At 60.7% G+C, this 20,254-nt stretch carries 17 protein-coding genes and 1 tRNA gene; 12 read left to right on the top strand and 6 right to left on the bottom strand.

Going from position 1 to position 20,254, the window contains the following annotated elements; translation table 11 throughout:
- The first annotated feature begins 38 nt into the window (after positions 1-38).
- The 9 genes from Q1X90_RS04490 (at position 39) to greA (ending at position 6,589) form a co-directional block, all read left to right on the top strand.
- Positions 39-929 carry an aldo/keto reductase gene (locus tag Q1X90_RS04490; protein ID WP_300766953.1) on the top strand — a complete coding sequence of 297 codons (891 nt, stop codon included), beginning with the start codon at positions 39-41 and terminating at the stop codon, positions 927-929.
- A 93-nt stretch (positions 930-1,022) separates the two neighbouring features.
- Positions 1,023-2,318: a phosphopyruvate hydratase gene (eno, locus tag Q1X90_RS04485; RefSeq protein ID WP_300766951.1), complete on the top strand. Its 1,296-nt coding sequence runs from the start codon at positions 1,023-1,025 to the stop codon at positions 2,316-2,318.
- 69 nt (positions 2,319-2,387) lie between these two features.
- The gene (locus Q1X90_RS04480; RefSeq protein WP_300766949.1) at positions 2,388-2,933 is read left to right on the top strand and encodes a septum formation initiator family protein; all 546 of its coding nucleotides are present in this window, start codon (positions 2,388-2,390) and stop codon (positions 2,931-2,933) included.
- Positions 2,934-3,038: 105 nt separating this feature from the next.
- Positions 3,039-3,572 carry a DUF501 domain-containing protein gene (locus Q1X90_RS04475; RefSeq protein ID WP_300767025.1) on the top strand — a complete coding sequence of 178 codons (534 nt, stop codon included), beginning with the start codon at positions 3,039-3,041 and terminating at the stop codon, positions 3,570-3,572.
- A 40-nt stretch (positions 3,573-3,612) separates the two neighbouring features.
- Complete coding sequence (locus Q1X90_RS04470) at positions 3,613-4,620, top strand: Ppx/GppA family phosphatase (RefSeq protein WP_300766947.1); 1,008 nt, start codon at positions 3,613-3,615, stop codon at positions 4,618-4,620.
- Positions 4,621-4,716: 96 nt separating this feature from the next.
- A tRNA-Leu gene (locus Q1X90_RS04465) sits at positions 4,717-4,798 on the top strand.
- Between the two features lie 92 nt (positions 4,799-4,890).
- On the top strand, positions 4,891-5,454 hold the full coding sequence (locus Q1X90_RS04460; RefSeq protein ID WP_300766945.1) for a 4-hydroxybenzoate polyprenyltransferase: 564 nt from the start codon (positions 4,891-4,893) through the stop codon (positions 5,452-5,454).
- Positions 5,455-5,563: 109 nt separating this feature from the next.
- A complete protein-coding gene (locus tag Q1X90_RS04455; protein WP_300766943.1) occupies positions 5,564-5,971 on the top strand; it encodes an FKBP-type peptidyl-prolyl cis-trans isomerase in 408 nt (135 codons plus the stop codon).
- Positions 5,972-6,109: 138 nt separating this feature from the next.
- Positions 6,110-6,589 (top strand): transcription elongation factor GreA, encoded by a 480-nt coding sequence (gene greA / locus Q1X90_RS04450; protein ID WP_300766941.1) that lies wholly within the window; start codon positions 6,110-6,112, stop codon positions 6,587-6,589.
- A gap of 128 nt (positions 6,590-6,717) precedes the next feature.
- Here the strand turns inward: greA and Q1X90_RS04445 are convergent, their stop codons facing one another.
- Entirely contained in the window at positions 6,718-7,539 is an 822-nt protein-coding gene (locus tag Q1X90_RS04445) for a hemolysin III family protein (protein ID WP_300767023.1), read from the bottom strand.
- Between the two features lie 327 nt (positions 7,540-7,866).
- Here Q1X90_RS04445 and Q1X90_RS04440 point away from each other — a divergent pair, with 327 nt between their 5' ends.
- Positions 7,867-9,357 (top strand): sensor histidine kinase, encoded by a 1,491-nt coding sequence (locus Q1X90_RS04440; RefSeq protein WP_300766939.1) that lies wholly within the window; start codon positions 7,867-7,869, stop codon positions 9,355-9,357.
- 117 nt (positions 9,358-9,474) lie between these two features.
- Here the strand turns inward: Q1X90_RS04440 and Q1X90_RS04435 are convergent, their stop codons facing one another.
- From Q1X90_RS04435 to Q1X90_RS04420, 4 genes are all read right to left on the bottom strand, one after another.
- Positions 9,475-9,753 carry a WhiB family transcriptional regulator gene (locus tag Q1X90_RS04435; RefSeq protein ID WP_155588046.1) on the bottom strand — a complete coding sequence of 93 codons (279 nt, stop codon included), beginning with the start codon at positions 9,751-9,753 and terminating at the stop codon, positions 9,475-9,477.
- 67 nt (positions 9,754-9,820) lie between these two features.
- On the bottom strand, positions 9,821-11,719 hold the full coding sequence (locus Q1X90_RS04430) for an FtsK/SpoIIIE domain-containing protein (RefSeq protein WP_300766933.1): 1,899 nt from the start codon (positions 11,717-11,719) through the stop codon (positions 9,821-9,823).
- A 206-nt stretch (positions 11,720-11,925) separates the two neighbouring features.
- Positions 11,926-13,302: an LCP family protein gene (locus Q1X90_RS04425; RefSeq protein WP_300766932.1), complete on the bottom strand. Its 1,377-nt coding sequence runs from the start codon at positions 13,300-13,302 to the stop codon at positions 11,926-11,928.
- Positions 13,303-13,388: 86 nt separating this feature from the next.
- Complete coding sequence (locus tag Q1X90_RS04420) at positions 13,389-14,804, bottom strand: LCP family protein (protein ID WP_300766930.1); 1,416 nt, start codon at positions 14,802-14,804, stop codon at positions 13,389-13,391.
- Positions 14,805-15,082: 278 nt separating this feature from the next.
- On the opposite strand from Q1X90_RS04420, the gene Q1X90_RS04415 reads away from it, so the two are divergent.
- Together Q1X90_RS04415 and Q1X90_RS04410 are read left to right on the top strand one after the other, a co-directional pair.
- On the top strand, positions 15,083-18,196 hold the full coding sequence (locus Q1X90_RS04415) for a glycosyltransferase (protein WP_300766928.1): 3,114 nt from the start codon (positions 15,083-15,085) through the stop codon (positions 18,194-18,196).
- A 2-nt stretch (positions 18,197-18,198) separates the two neighbouring features.
- Positions 18,199-19,698 carry a DUF5719 family protein gene (locus Q1X90_RS04410; RefSeq protein WP_300767020.1) on the top strand — a complete coding sequence of 500 codons (1,500 nt, stop codon included), beginning with the start codon at positions 18,199-18,201 and terminating at the stop codon, positions 19,696-19,698.
- Between the two features lie 55 nt (positions 19,699-19,753).
- Here Q1X90_RS04410 and Q1X90_RS04405 read toward each other — a convergent pair whose 3' ends face one another.
- Positions 19,754-20,209 (bottom strand): metallopeptidase family protein, encoded by a 456-nt coding sequence (locus tag Q1X90_RS04405; RefSeq protein WP_300766926.1) that lies wholly within the window; start codon positions 20,207-20,209, stop codon positions 19,754-19,756.
- Positions 20,210-20,254: the final 45 nt, after the last annotated feature.

The following is a 20,254-nucleotide window of genomic DNA, read 5'->3' as shown; positions in this document are numbered from 1 at the left end:
GGCAGCCGACGGGCAATGGGCGGCGGAGAGGAGGACGCATGGCTGTTCTGGCGGGATATGAGATAGGGCGTATCGGCTTGGGGACGATGGCGCTCGCGGTGGAGGGACGCCCGTCGCGGGATCACGCGATCGAGGTGATCCATGCGGCGCTGGACGCCGGGGTGCGATACGTGGATACGGCGTGGTCCTATTACCTACCGACGCAGCCGGGTTCCGGGCTTCCCGGGGATCTGGGGTATGGGGAGAGCCTTGTCGCCGAAGCGCTGTCATCATGGAATGGTCCCCGTGACGATGTTCTGGTCGCGACGAAAACAGGTTGGAGAAGGACCCTTGACGACCACGGTCGGTATGGTTGGCGTGCTGACGCGCGTCCGGAAACCATGCTCGCCGATGTCCATCAGTCGATGCAGCGGTTGGGTGTTGATTCGATTCCGCTGCTGTATTCACATTGCGATGATCCCCAACTTCCCTACGAGCGCCAGATGATGGCTTTGCGGAGTTTTGTCGACGAGGGTCTGGTGCGCCACGTCGGAATCTCGCGCGTGGGTGTTGCGGACATCGACATCGCCAGCTCCATTCTCGGGGACTCCTTGGTGGCTGTTCAGAACCAATTCTCTCCCGTGTACCGCGATCCGGAACGGACATTGGGGCATGTGTGCGACATGGGGCGCGCGTTCGTATGTTTCTCGCCTCTGGGGGGATTCCTCGATCCGGTCGATGACTCCCTGCTGGACAGGTTCCGTGAGGTCGCCGCCCGTCGGCATTGTTCGTACCAGCGTGTCGCGTTGGCCTGGGAGCTGGCCAGGGATCCTCATGTCATCGTCATACCCAGCGCCCGTACGGTCGAGGAGGTTGTGGACAACGTCGCCGCCAATCAGCTGAAGCTCGACTTCGATGAGCTGGCCTTTTTGGATGGGATGCCGGTGTGAGGGCTAACGAACCGCCGCGGAATCCAGTGGCATCGTCCATAAATCCCAGTAGTGTGGAGAGCGTTATCGCAACCTACGTTGTAAGGAGCAGTTGTGGCAGCTATTGAAAGCGTCTACGCGCGCGAGATTCTTGATTCCCGTGGCAATCCGACCGTTGAAGTCTATCTGGAAACCGAGGATGGCGCGGCGGGACATGGTCTTGTTCCCTCCGGAGCGTCGACTGGTGAGGCCGAGGCATGGGAGCGTCGTGACGGCGACAAGGCCCGCTATATGGGCAAGGGCGTTCTTGACGCGGTCAAGGCGGTCAACGAGGTCATCGCTCCCAAGGTCATTGGGATGGATGCTTCCGACCAGCGCGCTCTCGACGATGTCATGATCGAGCTCGATGGAACGGCCAACAAGGGCAAGCTGGGCGCCAACGCCATTCTCGGAGTCTCCCTCGCGGCTCTCTACGCCTCGGCCGAGTCCGCGGACCTTCCCCTGTATCGCTACATCGGAGGAACCAACGGTCATATTCTTCCCGTCCCGAACATGAACATCATGAACGGTGGAGCCCACGCGGACTTCGCCACGGACATCCAGGAGTACATGATCTCCCCATACGGATTCGACTCCTACAGCGATGCCCTTCGTGCGGGCGTCGAGGTCTACCACACCCTCAAGAACGTGCTGAAGAAGGACGGACTGGCCACGGGTCTGGGCGACGAGGGTGGTTTCGCACCCAAGATGAAGTCCAACGAGGACTCCCTCAAGTACATCGTCGATGCCATTTCAGCTGCCGGATATGAGCCCGGACGCCAGATCGGCATCTGTCTCGATGTCGCCTCCTCCGAGTTCTACAGCAAGGAGACCGGCAAGTATCGTTTCGACGGCGAGGAGCGCGACTCCGAGTACATGCTGGACTATTACGAGAAGCTCATCAACGAGTATCCCATCGTCTCCATCGAGGATCCCTTCCAGGAGGAGGGATGGGATGACTGGGCGTCCATCACAAGGCGTCTGGGTGATCGTCTCCAGTTCGTTGGCGACGATCTGCTTGTGACGAACCCCAAGCGTCTGCGCAAGGCCATCGACATGGGTGCCGCCAACTCGCTGCTGGTTAAGCTCAACCAGATCGGAACCGTCACGGAGACGCTCGACGCCATCGAGCTCGCCACTGCAAACGGATACACCTCCATGGTCTCCCACCGTTCCGGTGAGACTCCGGACACCACCATCTCTGATCTCGCGGTCGCCAAGAACACCCGCCAGATCAAGACCGGCGCTCCTGCCCGTGGCGAGCGCATCGCCAAGTACAACCGCCTTCTCGAGATTGAGGAGGAGCTTGGCTCCACCGCCGTGTATGCCGGGTACGCGGCGTTCAAGGCGTGCGCGAAGTACGTCAAGTAGTTCATACCGAATTATCGGTTAGGGGCCCGCCGTGTTCGCTCGTCGAATGCGGCGGGTACCGTCGTTTTTATGAGAAGTTCCAAGCGGTCCCGTGATGCGTCGAAATCCTCCGGCAGGTCTCGAGGCACGGGCCCGCTGGCGTTCGTTGTGTCCGTGATTATTCTCGCGTTGGGCGGGATACAGCTTGTGTCGGCGTTTCACACGTATGCGCTGAATCTGGCGGAACTCAATGGTCTTAAGCGGCAGGAGGCCGCTCTGGTCGAGCAGAAGAGATCGTTGGAGAATGAGATCGCGCGGTGGAGTGACAAATCCTATGTCACTGCGCAGGCCCGGGAGCGTCTGGGCTTCGTCTTCCCCGGTGAGGTGTCGGTCCACGTCAACAATTCAGAGTCCGTGTCGGGAAAGTCTTCGAACGCGCAATCGCTTGACAAGGATGATGACACAACATCCTCGGCATCGACGATACCGTGGTACAGCGAATTGGCGTATGGAATCAGGAAGGCGGATGAGCCGACGTCGAAGTCGACCACCGGAACGTCTTCGTCGTCGTCTTCGTCCTCCTCTTCGTCGTCGTCTTCGTCTTCCTCCTCGGCGTCGAGCGAATCGACCGAGTAGGGTGTTCTGATTGCGTATGAGAAACGGAGATTGATGGTGGTGAATGAATCATCGGCGCCGACGGTGGCGGCCGACATACCGCTTAACGAGCGGGACACGCGGTGGATGGCCGAACTGGCGCGACATATTCTGGATCACAGGGCGTCGCAGGAGGATGTGTCCATTGTTCACAGCCAGTTGGGTCGCTTCCCGCGCGGGATGCTTGCCGTCGGGGCCAGATGCGTGTGCGGGCGCCCTCTTGCCGTGATCACGCGGCCGCTGTTGCCGGGCGGCGTTCCCTTTCCCACCACGTGCTATCTGACCGGTCCTTCGGCGGTGAAGGCCGCGTCCCATCTTGAGGCCGATGGCGTCATGCGGCGGTTCAACGATCGTCTTGCTGCGGATGAGGAGCTACGGTCCGGATATGTCAGGGCCCATGGGTTATATCGCGCTTTCCGGCATAGGATAGCCGCTCTTGTCGGCGATGATGAGGAACATGTGTCCGCGGTGAGCGCCGGGGGAATGCCGGTCAGGGTCAAGTGCCTTCACGCGTTGGTGGCCCAGAGCCTCGTCATGGGTCCGGGAGCGAATCCCATCGGTGATCTCGCACTGGATGCGATGTCGGATGAGTTTTCGCCGTCGGTGTGCCGATGCGCGTGATGAGTGGCATGGTGGACGATGTGATGGAGGGAAGGTTGTGATGTCGGATTCGGTGGTCGTCGCAGGAATCGATTGCGGGACGAATTCGATTCGTCTCAAAGTGTCGAGGGTGTGTTCCGATGGGCGGATCGTGGATGTCGTCCCAAGGATGCTGCGTGTGGTGCGTCTTGGACAGGATGTGGACCACACGCATCGCTTCGCGGCGGAGGCTTTGGATCGAACCTATGAGGCGGCTCGAGAGTTCGCTGTGGTTCTTCGGGAGCATCCGGTCGACGGTCTGCGTTTCGTGGCGACATCGGCCACGCGCGACGCCGCGAATCGAGAGGAGTTCGAGGATGGGATTGAATCGATTCTTGGAGTGCGTCCCGAGGTGATTTCGGGAACGGAGGAGGCCGATCTGAGCTTTCTGGCCGCAACCGGAATCGTCGACAGATCGTCCGTCGAGCCACCCTATCTTGTGGTCGATCTTGGGGGAGGCTCCACGGAGATGGTCATCGGAGGGGATGGCCTGTCAACGCCATCGACCTCGGTGCGGGAGGCCTTTTCCATGAACATCGGTTCCGTGCGGATGACGGAACGCCATCTGCGCTCCGACCCTCCCACGCAGGACGAGATTGACGCGGCCGTTGAGGACATCGATGCGCATATCGATGAGGCATTCGAGCATGTTCATGCCGGTGACGCGCATGGCATCATCGGTGTTTCGGGAACCGTCACCACCATGGCGGCTCTGGCGCTGGGGTTGAAGGAGTACGACCATGCCGCCGTTGATGGGGCCCAGCTTCCGCTGTCCACGGCGTTCGCCGTCAACGATCGCTTCCTTCGCATGACGCGTGCGCAGAGATCGACATATCGGGCGATCCACCCTGGTCGCGTGGATGTCGTTGGTGGTGGGGCGTTGGTATGGTCACGGGTGCTCGACCGTGTGTCTCGGGCGGCGCGCGACGACCATGGCGTGGTCATCGACTCCTTCATGGCCAGTGAGCATGGACTTCTTGATGGGATTGTCGTCGACTATGGGAGGCGTTTGCTGGAGGCCCGTGGCTGACCAATCCGGTGGTCGGACCGACATTCCGTGACTGACGAGGACATGGCGTGCGGTAAGGTGTCCTCGTCGGAGTCATCGTTGTGAGACGGCTCATCCGCCCCCTTGGCGGAACTGGCAGACGCTGCGGACTTAAAATCCGCCGCCGCAAGGCATGCGGGTTCGAACCCCGCAGGGGGCACGCGCTGGTCTGGTGGACTCCGTATCTGGTGGACTCCGTGACCTTGGTGGACACGCCGCGGAAGGTCAGAGCCGTCCGATGAAAGGACCGTTATGCCATTGGAAAGAAACAGGCAGGAATCTCGCCGTGGGAACGCTCCGCTGGTTCTTGCGCAGAATGTGGTTGTCGCCTGCGTTCTATGCGCTGGGGAGATTATCGCGGCTCCGCTGTACATGATCATGATCAATGGTGTCGTCGCACTGGTTCCTTGGATGATGGTGGCGTGCCTCGTGGCGGTCGCCTTCGCGGTGACGGCGGGTTTCGCACTGCTCTGGCTCGCGCAGTCCCTGTCCGCGCGCTTCCGTGACAGGTACAGGCCACTTGTCGCGGCTGTATGCGGTTTTGTCGGTTTTGGGCTGTGGGGGTTCCTCGTCGTCGTCTCCCTGATCGATTCCTTGGTGATGGCGCAGGGTGGGGCGGCTCTGGCCGGCGGACAGACATTGTCCGTGGGGTTCAACAGCGCGGTCTGGGGATTCCTCGCCTTCGGCGCGGCCACGATGGTTGGGGAACGGCTGTCTCGGCGGCCCGTCCTCGCCTTCGTGGCAGGCGCGGTTGTCGTGCTGATGGCAGGCGTCGGTCTGTTCTATGCGGTGAGCATGTTTTCGATGATCTACTGAGGCTCCCGGACCCTTGTGTGCGGGTCGCATAATGTTTCCGCACGCATATTGACTTCTGCGATCGGGCGGGTGGTGATATTCTGGTGGACATTGTCCGAAAGGAGATGTTATGGAAAAGACCATGCCTGAGGTGAATGCGGAGTTCGGCTCGTCGCCGGTGATCTCCTTCCCCGTCGAGCTACCGCCCGCGGGTCTGCGGGTGGTTGAGCTCGTTGAGGGGGATGGTCCCGTGGTGCGTCCGGGCGATACCGTTACGGTCAACTACCATGGTGTCGTGTGGGGTGGCTCCACGCCTTTCGACTCGAGTTTCGACAGGCACAGCCCCGCGAGCTTCGGCATTGGTGTCGGACAGGTCATCAAGGGCTGGGACCGCACCGTTCCCGGGCATAATGTGGGTTCCCGCCTCGTTGTGTCCATTCCCCCGGAGTATGGCTATGGATCTCGTGGTGTTCCGCAGGCTGGGATTGGTGGAACGGACACTTTGGTTTTTGTTATCGACATCGTATCGACTCGTTGACGGTGGTCTCGGGGAGGCGCCGGAGAGATTCGGCGCCTCCCTCCGTATAGGGACGCGGAAGCGGTCGACCCATTCCTGGCGATGTCGACCGCGGCTGTTCGTTTGCCGCATGATTAATGGATTGAGGAGGTTGTCATCATGGCTGATGAGAAGGTCGTGCTTCTGACACAGAAGGCGTACGACACGTTGAAGGAGGAGCTCGCCCATAGGGAGGGCGAGTACCGCGAGGAGATTACCGAGCGTATAGCGGCTGCCCGCGCGGAGGGCGACCTGTCGGAGAACGGTGGATATCAGGCGGCGCGCGAGGAGCAGGGCAAGAATGAGGGGCGGATCAACGAGTTGACCGTCAAACTCCGCAACGCGAAGATTCTTCACGCTCCGAAGACCGGCACGGTGGGCAATGGATCCGTGGTCGTGCTGGAGCTCGCCGGTCGCGAGATGACGTACGTGCTGGGCTCGCGCGATATCTCCGTTGCGACCGATTACGATGTGGTCAGCACCGACTCGCCGATGGGGGCCGCTATCGTCGGCGCGCACAACGGCGAGACCGTGACCTACAAGGCACCCAATGGCCGGGATATCTCCGTGATAATCAAGGACGCACGTCCGTTGGAGTAGTCCCGCGTTTGTAGACACGGCGACGGGGGCGTCTCCGACCATCCATCATCAGGTCGGAAACGCCCCCGTCGTGTATGGGGCCATGTGTATGGGGCCATGTGTATGGGGCCACGTGTGGGCGCGGAGAACTATCTCAACTGGACGATAACCATGTAGATCGCCACCATATGGCAGGCGAATCCGGCGACGGTGCCGAGATGGAAAATCTCATGGAATCCAAAAACGCGTGGCCAGGGGTCGGGGTGGCGAAGGGCGTAGACGATGGCTCCCGCGATGTAGCACAACCCTCCCGATGCGATGAGGATGACGACGGTGGGTCCCGCTGCGGGGGAGATCCAGAACATCCCCATGAGAGCGACGCCGGAGACACCAAAGATGATGTACACGAGCACATACAACCAACGTGGAGCGCTGATCCATATCACATGGATGACAAGAGCCACGAGAGTGCACGACCACATTCCTATGATGATGCCATCGCGCCACAATGATGGAAGCGCGAAGGCCACGGGCGTGTAGGTGCCGGCGATGAGCAGGAAGATGTTGACGTGGTCGATGCGACGCAGCACCCCGGTCGTGGTGGGGGACCAGTCTCCCAGATGGTAGGCCGCCGAATTGGTGAAAAGAATCAACGACGCTGTCATGAAGACCGCGCAGGCCCATTTCAATCCGGTGCCGTGCGCGAGGCAGATGAGGACGATTCCGGCCGCCAGCGCCAGGGGTGCGGTGGCCGCATGGATCCATCCACGAAGAAGGGGCTTCGGACGTCCGTGAACGTCGAGACGGACCTTCCGGGGTGTTCCGCTGGTGGGGTCCAGAACATGCTGGGCCTTGGAGTCGGCGGTTGTGAGAACCTTGGCCACGCGAAGTCGGGAACGCCGTTCGATTCTGTCGGCCTTCAGGCGTGCGCGTGCGCGTATTTCCGCGGCCTTCCCCTGGCGGGCCTCCATAATGGCCTGTTGAACCTCGGTCCTCGCGGGGGCTGCGGGCGCGGGCGGTGTGGTTGTTGTGGTCTGTTGCGGCATCTCATGGGACGCCTCGTGTGGCTCGGGATCCATTGGCCCTCCAATGACTTATTACGGAACCGTAACCTACGATACCGTAACCGTACGATGTGTCAATTCCACATGGCCCCGCCGACGGCGATGGGATGTGCGATCCGTCGATCAAGCCAATTCTGGGCCGTCGAAGCGACGCATGCCGCGTCATTCACTCGGCGGCATTATGCGGCGGATCCGGCGGGTGCTGTGGCTACGGCCTGCGTATCATTGGTGATTATGGCGGACTTCACCCAAATTCTCTCCACCCGTCCGGACTTGTCCGATGGCGACCGTGAATGGCTTCATCAACTGGTGGCCGATTGGCAGGTCATCGCGGATCTGAGCTTTGCCGATCTTCTTCTTGTCATGAGACGCGGTGACGGCCGGTATGTCGTGGCCGAGCAATGCCGTCCCTCGACCGTTATGACGCTGCGCGTGGATGATGTGGTCGGACATGAGGTCGATTCGGATATGGCCAGCGAGCTCGATGAGGTCATGGAATCGACGAAGCCCGTGAAATCCGAGGGTCTGACACTTGTGGGCAGATCCGAGGTGTGCAATGTGTACACGCCGGTCCGTCACGAGGGGAGGACCTTGGGCGTGGTCGTCCGTCAGACCAATATGGCGACGAGGGAGTCCAACGGACGGTACGAGAGCGAAAGCATCAATGCGGGCAAGATCCTCTTCCAGATGATCGCCCGTGAGCAGTTCCCCTACAACAATCCGGTGATGAGTCAACGGCACGTGGCACGTGTGGCCGACGGTTTCATCCTCGTGACGAATGAGGGAATAGTGCGCTACGCTTCGCCGAACGCCATCAGCTGCTTCCGTAGGCTGGGGTCTTTGGAAACCATGCAGGGGCATTATCTTAGTGAGATCGGCACGCAGCTGCTCCACGCCAAGGATCCGGTTCCCGAAAGCCTTCCGTTGGTGCTTAGCGGGAAGGCCGCCGTCGATTCTGAGCTGGTCGCTAATCGGTCCGCCGTGTCCATGCGATCCCTGCCGTTATGGGATGAGATGGGGAGGACGGGTGCCATCATCCTGTGCCGCGATGTGACTGAGATCCGGCGTCGGGAACAGGAGCTGCAGACCAAGGACGCGACCATTTCGGAGATTCACCATCGCGTAAAGAACAATCTTCAGGCGGTGTCGGCGTTGCTGAGGCTGCAGGCCCGCAACACCAAGTCCGAGGAGGTGAGGAAGGAGCTCGCGGAGGCGCAGCGCCGTATCCAGACCATCGCGATGGTTCATGAGGGCCTCAGCCAGACAGCCGATGAGATCGTGGATTTCGACAAGGTCATCACGAAGCTTCTGAGGATGAGCGTCGATCTCGCATCCATGAGCGACCAGAACATCCATATAGGATATGTGGGACGATTCGGAATGATGCCCGCGCAGGACGCCACTCCGCTGTCATTGGTGCTGACGGAGCTTATCACCAATGCGGTGGAACACGGATACGAAGGTCGTCGCAACGGCGAGATCACGGTGTCCGTGGGAAGAAGCGGCAACAATCTCAATGTCGTCGTCGAGGATGATGGATCCGGCCTGGAGTCGGAGGAGTCGAATGGGATGGCGCGATCGTCCGGTTCGGGGCTGGGAACCCAGATCATCAACACCTTCGTCACCAATGACTTTGGAGGGAATATCCGATGGGAGCCGCGCCATGAGGGCGGAACCCGCGTGGTTCTCAACATCCGGTTGCGCGCGGCGCAGGATTATCGCTGATCACCGCCAATCAAGCGTTCGCAGATACGATGATGCCCGTGACCTTCCCTGAAGGAAGCGTTCACGGGCATCATCGGCATCCCAAGCGTCGCGCTCTGAATGGCTGTTGAGTAAGTATCAGATCTGCATCTGCATGCTTTGCGACCGCCGCGCGCGCATTGCACGACGCTTGAGGGCGCGCCTTTCATCCTCGCTCAGCCCTCCCCAGACGCCGTAATCCTGATTGGTGTCCAAAGCGCATTTGAGGCATGCGTCAATAACCTTGCAGGTACGGCAGACCGCCTTGGCCTCCTCGATCTGCTGGTAGGCGGCTCCGGTGTTCCCCACGGGAAAGAAGAGCTCGGGATCCTTGTCGCGACAGGCGGCCTTGGCGCGCCAATCAAACGCACTGCTCATAAATATGTGCCTTCCTTGTGTCATCCCTGATGACCTTGGATGAAATCGAACCGTTATCAGATAACCACTAATCCCGTGATTTTTCAAGAGTTTTTCCCAACGTAAATTCACGGGGGACGGCGCATTGGACCATGCATGCCATTCCGCGACGGATTATGGCCGCGCGCCCCGGGGTGGAACAGTCTTCGGAATCGAGGTCGTCAAGGAGAACGGAGGGGATGCCGTGCATCAGATCGGTGGTGCGGTCACCGGTGGGGAAAATGATGGTCCAGGATACGTCATCGAGTCGGCATCTTTCCGGCCTGCTGACGGCGGCGACAACCGTGCAGCGCGGATTGTGCGAGGCTGCGGCGACCTTTTTGGCGAGCGGATCCGAGCTGAGGGGGGCAAGCAGTGGGTCCGCATCGTCCACGAGCATGATGTCCGGGGTGGTGTCTGAGGTGCGGCGGTCATTCGGCGTGGAAGGGAATCGATGCCCCACCGCGTCGTCGGCCCGGGACATGACGGTGGCGGCATGGTGCCTCATCGTGTCGGGGTCTCCGCCGTGCCCCGTGAGGGCAAGGACCATCACCTGAGGAGTGCGGGATGCCGCCGCGGCATGGCGTGTCAGCGACCACTGTCGGATCGATTCGATCATGGTGTCCAATAGGGTTGTTTTCCCGCAGCCCGGCGATCCGACCACCATGATGTTGCCACCATCCAAACTCAGCCGCATGGGTGAGACGCGTGTGCCGTCGTCGCACACCCCCACGACGATGGATGGCGGGCGTGCCAGGTGGGATTGGGGTTCGCCGCTATCGCTTCGCGCGCCGACGGGGTGTGGTATCCGTTCGAGGTTGATGGACGAGGGAAGTGGTGGACTGAATAACTGAGGACGGGGTGGGGAGCCTGTTACCGCGGCCGCGACCCGTATGGCGGACACCAGGGCAGTGGATGAGCGGGCGGCTGCGCAGTGGAAGCGAGTCACGTCCTCGCCGTTGTCGAGATATCCCATTCCGGGAGCGCGTGGGCTTATTCTCGCGGCCCTTCCATCGCCGAGCATCTCGACGGATTGGAACGCGTCCCTCACCCGCAGGCAGACGTGCAGCGACAGATTGGCCTTCATATCGGCACCAACCTGTCCCTGAGGGTTCTGCGTGCAGGCGATCAGATGCATTCCCAAGGACCGTCCCAGGGACGCTATGGTCGTCAGCCTATCGATGTATCCGGGGAGACGGCCGCGAAGAGCATGGAACTCGTCGACCACAACCACCATCGTAGGTGGCGGCATGGGAAGATGGCGCACGTCGGAGACGCGATGTCGTGACACCAGCCGCTCACGGCGTGTCAATTCCCTCTCGAGAGCCCGCAATGCCCTCTTCGCATGGCGAAGATCAAGATCGCAGACGTTCCCCACGGCATGGGGTAGCTCCGCCAGTGCGTCCAGTCCGGCACCTCCCTTGAAATCCAGAAAGACGAAGTGAAGTCGTGAGGGTGGGTACCGGCAGGCCAGAGAGAGACACCACGTTCGGAGAACCACCGACTTTCCCGATCCGGTCGTGCCACAGACAAGAGCGTGGGGGCCGTGGACTCCCAGATCGATGGTCAGGCCGCCGGAGTCGCTGACACCCATGGTCGCGGTGAGCGATGTGGATTCCGGGTCGTTGTTGGATGCCCATCGAGCCATGACGTCGCGCCACCATAGCCGAGGGTTCTCGTCGAATGACAACAGCTCCTCAAGAGGTGGGGATGATGGTGGAGGGGGCTCGTCGACGGTTGGGGCCCGGTGTGTGGGCATGCCGGATGTTGCGGCGGTGTCGGGCCTTTTCTGATTCCTGCCGTCAACGCTTCTCAACAGTGCCCAGGCGAGGGAGGACAGCAGGGCAGTGGCCGACACGGCCGCGAACGTCCAGTTTCCGTGGACAAGAAGCACTATGAGAAGCGCGCATTGCCCGAGCAGAGGTGCCACAAGGGCGATAGCCCGCAAAATCATTACTGAGTGCCGAGAATCCGGCGTCGCTTCCGGATCGGATGTCGTCCTTCCCACGCTGACAGATTCGTCGAAGGAGACATATGACGCGATGTGGAGACGATGGTGTGGACGAAAGGACCGTGCCACATGAGGATTACATGAATGGGGACTTGTGGCCCGGCCCCGGACAAAAGTTCCTCGGGTTTCGGATTTTCTCCGCGCTAGCTTTTCGCCAAAGTCCCCACAACGCCTGATTTGTGGGTTCCGTTCGCCAAGGAGTTGAATAGCTTGAGATTCTTCGCGTCATTGAGGAGAACGGATGAACCCACGCCGTCCACGTAGTAGTCCGGGTTGGTCCAGTACACGCTTCCGGTTATTCCCTTGCTTCCGGTAGAACTACGGAACGCCAGTGCCATTGACAGCAGCGTTTTGGGGGATGAGTCCTCATCCACGATCATGGAATCGAGTCCTGCCGTCGCCAGAGCCTTCACGGTGGAGGGATTGGTGAGCACCGCACGCGATGTGGCCTTGGAGACAATGGCTGAGATCACCTGCCGCTGGCGTTCGGCGCGGCCGAAGTCCCCGTTGGGATCCTGATACCGCATCCGTGAAAAGGCCAGCGCGGTTTTGCCATTGGCCTGATGGCATCCGGCCGTCCAGGTCAGCTCCGAGTCCGCGTCGTTGACGGTTCTGTTGTAGCAGAGTTTCACGCCGCCGATGGCGTCGACGACCTTCTGAAGTCCGCCGAACCGGATCTCCGCGACATGGTCGATTTTGTGTCCTGTGATTGATTCGATCTGCGAGACGAGCGCCTTACGGCTGACGACTTCAGCGACGGCATTGATCTTCATGTATGTTCCCGAGACCTGCACCAAGGAATCGCGCGGAATCGAGATGAGCGAGCTTGATCCGCTGCGCGGCTTGGTGAGGACCAGAATCGTGTCGGTGCGTGACCCTGGTGTGTCGCCTGACGTTCCGCCCGCGGAGCCGTCCCTCTCATCCGACCCGAGAAGAAGCCAAGACGTTGAGGATGTCGAGGATGACATGCTTGTAAGCCACGATGTCTTGTCCAGACGCGAATTCACCCAGTTCCACGCGCCGAGGATGGAGATGCCCAAAGCCAGAATGAGGGCGAGTAGCACGGCCACGACGATTTTGCCGATGTTTCGGTGTTTGCGCTTGTTTCCGCCTCCTTTATGAGGAGAGCGTCCCGAGGACGCCACGGCCGAGCCGCGCGATTGGAGCGAACCGTGGGATGTGGAGCACGTGCCGCCCCGGGATGTTCTGCCGCCGCTTCTTCCGGATGACGGCTCTTCGGCTACGGCATGGCGGGACGATGGACTGGATGTCTGTGAGGATTCCCCCTCCGATGGGGAGTCTCCATAAGAGAGTTGTTGACGGTTGGACATGCTGCGTGTGGAGGAACGGCGCTGCGTTCCCGTGGCCGGCGGAATACGGCCGGTGGAGGAGGGGATGAAGCTCGGAGGAGTTGATTGCGTGTTCTGACGCGGAGCTCTGGCCGAGGCCACGTGATGGTCGTCGCCGTTGCTGGAACCCAAGGAGGGGATGAAGCTGGGTGGGTTGCCGTCCTGTGTCATTCCTATCCTCCCTGTGGTCAAGATTCCCCCGCGATGGCCTCCACACAGATTTACACTGCGTGGAGGCCTCAATCGAGATACGGGGACTAATCCTGCGCAGGAACGGCACAAATAGTGCTGTTGAGATAGCGGTCGGCGATGCCGATGGATTGGCCTGTGGTGGCGTCGTGTATCGTTCCGGTGTCAGGATCGACTATTCCGTTGGTGTTCGGGTCGATGAGCTGCCCCGAGGAATTGGTGATCAGTCCTGTCTTGGAGTTCACCGTGGACGTGGCCGTGCTCGATGCCGAGCTGGAGGAGGATGCGGTGGAGGACGATGACGAGGAGCTGGAGGAGGACTTCGAGGATGACGAGGAGCTAGAGGATGTGGTCGTCGTCTGCTCGGTGAGGGCGGTGTGATTGCGCATCTTCCCCCACACGGCATCGGCGGCCGACGACCATACGACCCTGTTGGAATCGCTGGGGGCCGCGGTGACGGGTGTGGTCATCATATAGAGCTTGGACGTGTCGAGGTTCTTCAGGCTCATTGCCAGAGAGGCCAGTACGGTCGTGCTGGCCAACCCGCTGCTGATGTTCAATGATTTTAAGGCGGCTTTGGCGAGCTGATAGAGCTGGCTGGTCTGGGTGAAGAGGTTCTTCTCCATGGCCTGCTTGATGAGCTCCTTGACAAGATACTGCTGCCGAGTGGTGCGCATGATGTCCGAACCATCGGTGCCGGTCCCGTGGCGCATACGCGCGTACTGCGTGGCCTGCGTTCCGTTGAAATGATACAGTCCCTTGCTCAGGCTCAGGCCCGTGTAGGAGTCTTTGGTCTCGACGGGTATGCAGATGTTCACTCCGCCTATCGCGTTGATCATGTCGCGAAGACCCGCGAAGTCGACGACGATGAAGTTCTGGATGTCCATGCCGGTGAGCGAGTTGACTGCGGCCATCGTACAGCTTGCCGCGGAGGCGAGGTCGCCGCCTTTGGCCCACGCGTTCGCGAATATCGAGTTGAACATCACGTTGTATTGGGCGGAGATGGTTCCTTTGGAGGTTGTGCAGCTGGGCACGTCGACAAGCGAGTCGCGTGGAATCGACACAAGATTGATGTATGAGCGGTCGGCGCTGATCTGCATCACCATGGTCGTGTCGGCGTTGTGCAGACCCGATTCGTCGTCGTTGCTTCCCCCTATGGATGCGTTCGCGCTGCCGTCACGGGTGTCCTGGCCGAGGATGAGTATGTTGATTGCTTTGCCGGCGTTGGGGTCGACGAGGGTGGGACTAGAACTGGACGTCGACTGCGCGATGACATTGACCTTGCTTGCGTTGATGGAGGCTCCGAAATCCACCCACACGGCCGCCGCGATCGTGGCCGGAAGGACGATGATCACCGCGAGCGCTGCGGCGATCATGATGCCGAGGCGATGGCTGATCCGGTAGGCGTGACTATGCCGTGGGGTCGACGTCCGCCAGCCTTTGAGATTCGGATCTTTGGTGATGTGTCGTCGATGGGATGCCACTGTCCGGCCTTCCTTCTCGCGCGGTCAGGGAACCATGGGCTCCATGGTCGTCTTCCGTAGCCGATTCCCTGATTCTGTCTGCAGTAAACCACTAAATATTACGGCACATTTATAGAAGAACCTGTGAAGATGATGATATGCACATCCTCCGGCGCCCGTTTGAAAGGCGGATCGCAGGCGGGCGGGAGACTGTGTCGGGCGCCCGTTGCCGTTGTTGCGTACACTTGAGAACTGTGCACTCCACAGACAGCATTGACCTTTCCGAGTTGGTTTCCCGCGTGACGTCCGCTTTCGTGATGCGCGGTGATCAGCGCATCGAGGATTCGGTGGCCGCAGTCGTCGCCTGTGGTGCGGATATGCGCTATGTGTCAGCGACGCTTGCGGCCGTGCTCGAGCAGAGCGTGCTTCCGGGAATCGTGATGATGGCGGACTGCTCGGCCGATGATTCCAGCGCGGGGAGGCTTCCTTTCCGGACCGTCCTCGGCGGTGATGCTGATGGGTCGGGAGTCGTATCCTATGGGACTTCATCGGATGGATCCTCCCAAGTCGTTCGGCGGGGGATATCTCTGGTCGTTACTCCGGCTCCGCGCGCGCGGTCGTTCTCCCAATGCGTGTCCGAGGCCATATCGGCCTCGGGTGTTGCTGAACGTCCTGGTCCCGTGCGTTTTCTATGGCTTCTCCACGATGATTCGCGTCCCGTGGGACCGAGATGCCTTGAGAGGCTTCTGGATGTGAAAAGCAACACCCCTGGAGCCGACATCGTTGGAGTCAAGCAGTTGGACTGGGATGGGGCGGGACTTCATTCCGTGGGAGGATACGCCTACGGACATGGCACGAGGTCGTTGGTGGTCGATGGCGAGCCCGATCAGCAACAATATGATGACAGGCAGGATGTTTTCGCCGTGTCTTTGGCGGGGGCCTTGGTGCCTTTGACGACGCTCGAACGGTTTGGAGGCGTGGATCCCTGGTTTGGGAGCTTCGCTGAGGGAAATGATTTCTGCCGGCGCGTGTGCCTGTCCGGAGGGCGTGTGGTGGTGGCTCCTGGTGTGGCCGCGGCACATAGGCGCGCGCGCTTTGAGGGTGTTCGCTCCATGCGCGGAGATCCCGTCGATGAGCTTAGTCCGCTCAACACCCTTAATGAGCGTCTGCTGTCGTCACGTCGCTACCGGTATACGGATGTACCCTTCCAATGGTGGCCGCTCCTGTGGGTTCTGGATCTTTTTCTGTCGGTTTTCCGGGCCGTTCTGTGTCTGCTTCGCAAACATCCCTACGAAGCGTGGTGTCGGATCTCTCTTCCATGGAGGGGATGGGGTGATTTGTCGTCGGCCGTTCGGGCCAGGAAACGTGTGTCGGCGCAGACCAATGTGGGCAAATCGGGGTTGCGCATGCTTCGCGCGACAAGGCGTCAGGTGCGGCAGTGGCGTACGAGAAGCCGGATTCTGCGATCGGATGCACAGCCGTTGACGTTGAATCCTTTGGCGCGGGGACATCTGCATCATCGTGCCGTGGTCCGAGCCTCCTGCGCGGCCGGCATGGCGTTCGTGGCGTTCGTGGCTGTGGTGGCCATGCGTTGGGACGTCCTTCGTGGGGCGCTGGCGGGTGGTTCCCTTATATCCTCACAGTTGCTTCCTACGGCGGCGACCATGCGGATGATCATGGACGCGGCCGGCAACTGGTGGTATCTGGGTGGTGTGACCGGGGTGGCGGTCCCGTCCACGCCGTGGATGTGGGTGTGGGGAGCGGCGTCGCTTCTGTGTGGGGGAAATCCGGCCGCGGGTCTCTCTCTCTTGTTTTTCGTCGCCGCGCCTGTTTCCGCATTGTCGATGTGGGCTTTGGCTGGTGTGTTCACGCGGTCGGATGTCGTCCGTGTCGTCGGCGGACTGGCGTGGGTATCCATTGGCGCGTTGATGGGAGCGTACCAGACGGCGAATCTGCCCATGCTGGTGGTGATGATGTTTCTGCCGGCCGCTTTCGCCTTCGTTTTTCGTGCGGTCGGGATGTACCACACGGAGGATCCGCGGGTCCCGCGAGCGTCGGTTCAGGCGGCCGCGTGCGCGGCGCTGGCTTTCATACCGGTTGTGGCGTCCGAGCCCCAGATGGTGGTGGCCGTGTCACTGCTTCTGATGGTGTTCATAATTCTGGTCAGGGATCATCGGGTGATGCTTCTGATGATTCCGTTGCCGGCGGTGGCGGTAGTCCTGCCCAACCTTGTCTATGCCGTGGCCAATGTCTCGTCCGGGGGAGTCCGGCAGCTGTTCTCCGACGTGATGATTCAGGACCATCTCATCAATGGCTCACCGAAGGCATTGGGTCTGATGCGGATAATGGATCGCGCTTTCGGGCTGCGGCTCGGATCTCTGGCATGGATGGTCGAGGGATCCGCCGGAGCGTTGAGGGTGCTGGCCGTGGCGCTGCTCTTCCTGTTGGTCGCCATTGCGGTGCTCGCCTTGGTCCTGCCCTTTGTGCTTAGGGTCTCGCGCATGATGTGGATGCTTGTTCTTGTTGGAGTGGTGCTGGCGATGACATCTTCCAGGATCGCAGTGGCTTCGTCATCTCAGGGAGCCGTCGCCGGCTCCGTTCTTCCCGGGGTGTCTCTGATGATGCTTGGATTGCTGTCCTGCTGCTGCATGGTCGCGGGAGGGGCCGTCCGCAGGTTCTCGCAGTTGTCCCTGCCTTCGTCCGGTCGCGTTGGTTCGAATACGGGCCGGTCGACTATATCCACAACCATGCGGACGATTCTCTCGCTTGTTCTGGCATTGACGTGCGGGGTGTGGTTCATCGCCGGCATGGGACGCGACATGGGGGGGTCAGTTTCGACGACGGAGGAGGGGATTCCCATCATTGCCAGCGATTATCTGTCCGGGAACGTCAGCCGTCGTGTTCTGGCATTAAGGGCGCGTAACTCGTCAACCGTCGATATCGCAGTCATGTGCACGGCGCGCGGCGATCTTGTGGATTCCTCTCCCGCGGTGTCGGCTTTGGCGCTGTCATCCACGACGGATCAGGCGACATCGGTCATATCGGAATCCGCTGCCCGGTTACTGGCCGGAACGGATGATTCGGCGATCAGCGACATCGCCGCCTGGGGGATCGGAGGCATCTATGTGGTCGCGGACTCCAGTGATTCATCGGCATCCAAGGCGGCCGAACGTCTGGCGACGAACATCACGGCATCCGACGGCGTGGACGTTGTGGTGAGCGACGATGCGGGAGTCTATTACCGGGTCACCGATACCATCGGATCGTCCGTGGCGCATTCGGTGAGTTCGGCCGAATCCGCGAAGGCGGATGTCCTTCGACGCCTGTGGCTTGTCGTCACGGGAGGAATGCTCATCCTGTACTGCCTTGTCGCGATGCCATTGTCCTCCCGTCTGCGAAAGGAGTCGGTGTGAGCATGCGTTCCCGGAGTTCCATGATTTGGCGAGTCATCGCCGCGACGGCCACGGTCGTGATGATTGTGGCTTTCGTCGTGGCCGCGTCGCTGTATGCGCCGGCAACATCGCTTGTTGATGACGTACAAGGGCAATCCGGCCTCTCCCAGACCGTGGGTGCCTCGCAGATGGAGATGTACTGCCCGGCCCGGATGTCCTTGGCGGATGAGGGATCCTATGGGGACAAGGAATTCCAGACATCTGAGGGGAATCTGTCATCGTCCGCGCGTGTTATGGCGGCCGGATCGGTGTATCGGGCATCCGTGACGGGAATAGACGGGACCTCGTCGAGCGTGGATATTCCGTCCCTGTCCGATTCCCAGGCCGCATCGCTGCTGGATATGGGAAGCAAGGGACGGTCGTCTCTGATTTCGGGCCAGGCGCTTGACGTGAACCGTGGGACGGGCGTGGTCGGATCCATCGTCTCCACCGCGACCACCGGAGATCTTCGCGGCGCGTCTGCGTCCACCTGCGTATCCGGATCCATGAAGCAATCGCTGTTCATCTCCGGTACATCCGTGGGAACGACGCAGCAGCTTGTCCTCGCGAACTATTCATCGACGTCGACATCGGTGACCATCTCGGCACATGGGGCGGAAAGCGGCGATGCAATAGTCCTGTCCACGGGAGGCACGGTCACGGTGCCGGCTGGAAGCGAGAAAACAGTTGATCTGTCGGCTGCGGCTCCTGATCACAAGGCTCTTTTCCTTACGTTGTCGAGCACCGCGACGCCCGTCGCGGCCGTTGTGCAGAGCGTCTCCATGAGTGGTCTGGAAAGTAGGGGCTCCGATTTCTCCACCGCCGTGGAGGGATCGTCCCGCAGGAGCGTGATTCCTGGCGTGTCCTCCGGCGACTCGGTCGATCTGCTGTTGTTCTCAAGGTCCCCCGTCACCGTGACGGCATCGTGGCTGACCCGATCCGGGAAAAAGGAGATCAAGAAAGTCTCGTTGACATCGGGAAAGGTGACATCCCTTGATGCCGGCACCGCGCCTGCCAATGCCTATGCGATCGAGGTGTCGTCGAGTTCGGCCGTGTATGCGGAGTCCGTGGTAACTAGGACGGGTGATGATGGGCTGAGCGATTTCGCCTATCTTCCCTCGTCCACGGGCCATCGCTCCGCGGCGGTCGCGCTGCCGAAGGGAACATCGGGGAGCGTTGAGATGGCCAACGGATCCGATGATGCCGCCACGGCGACCGTCATCGTGGTCAACCCCGCAGGGTCGGTAATCGGTTCGCGGAAAGTGACGCTTGATTCCATGGGCGTGCGGTCCGTGTCGCTCTCGGATTTCCCCTCGGCCGCCGCGGTCATCGTGTCGTCCTCGTCCGAACTGTCATGGGGTGTCAGGGTGTCAAGCTCCACAACGTCCTCCGGAACGACGGCGGTTGCCTATCTACGTTCGACTCCGCTGGAACCCACGAAGATGATCGTCCGCACGTATGAGGATCGTTCCATAGTCCGCTGACATCGTGGTCTTTCCCGACATCGGCATGGCTCCACCATCTTTGAGGATATGCGCCTCACAGTCCCCAATCGGGGTCTATCTCCTCCGGGCGCCGTCCTGACAGGTTGGCAAGCCGTGACACAAGCTCATCTCGGATGGCCAGTTGCAGCTCCATCCTTGTGCGGCAACGCGTCTGTATGGGAAGGCGGTAGAGCACGATTCGGGCGGGAATTCCGCGTCCGGCGGCGAAACCCTGCGAAAGGGGGTCGGGTTGGTCCTCCCATGGAGCCGGAGCCGATGGCGGGACATCCTCCACGGCGAACTGGATGTCGGCGACAAGATTCGGCCATGCGTCATGCAACCGTCTGATCTGAGCGGCCGTCATGTCGTCGAACATGCCCGATCGTGTTCGGTAGCGTGGAAGTCTCGCTCCAAACATGGGCGTTCTGATCCCCCGTCCATGTCTGTTCCTGTAGACCGGGGATTCCCACGGTGGAGATGTGCGCATGACTTCCACAATAGGCGCTGGCATGTCCCCGCGCGATACCATAGGCACAATGTTGTTATGAGGGAGTGC

Origin of the sequence: uncultured Bifidobacterium sp. (assembly GCF_949292005.1) — a bacterium.
Classification (GTDB): Bacteria; Actinomycetota; Actinomycetes; order Actinomycetales; family Bifidobacteriaceae; genus Bifidobacterium.
Note: the sequence above shows the minus strand (reverse complement) of the source record. Positions and strands in the feature narration are given on the sequence as shown.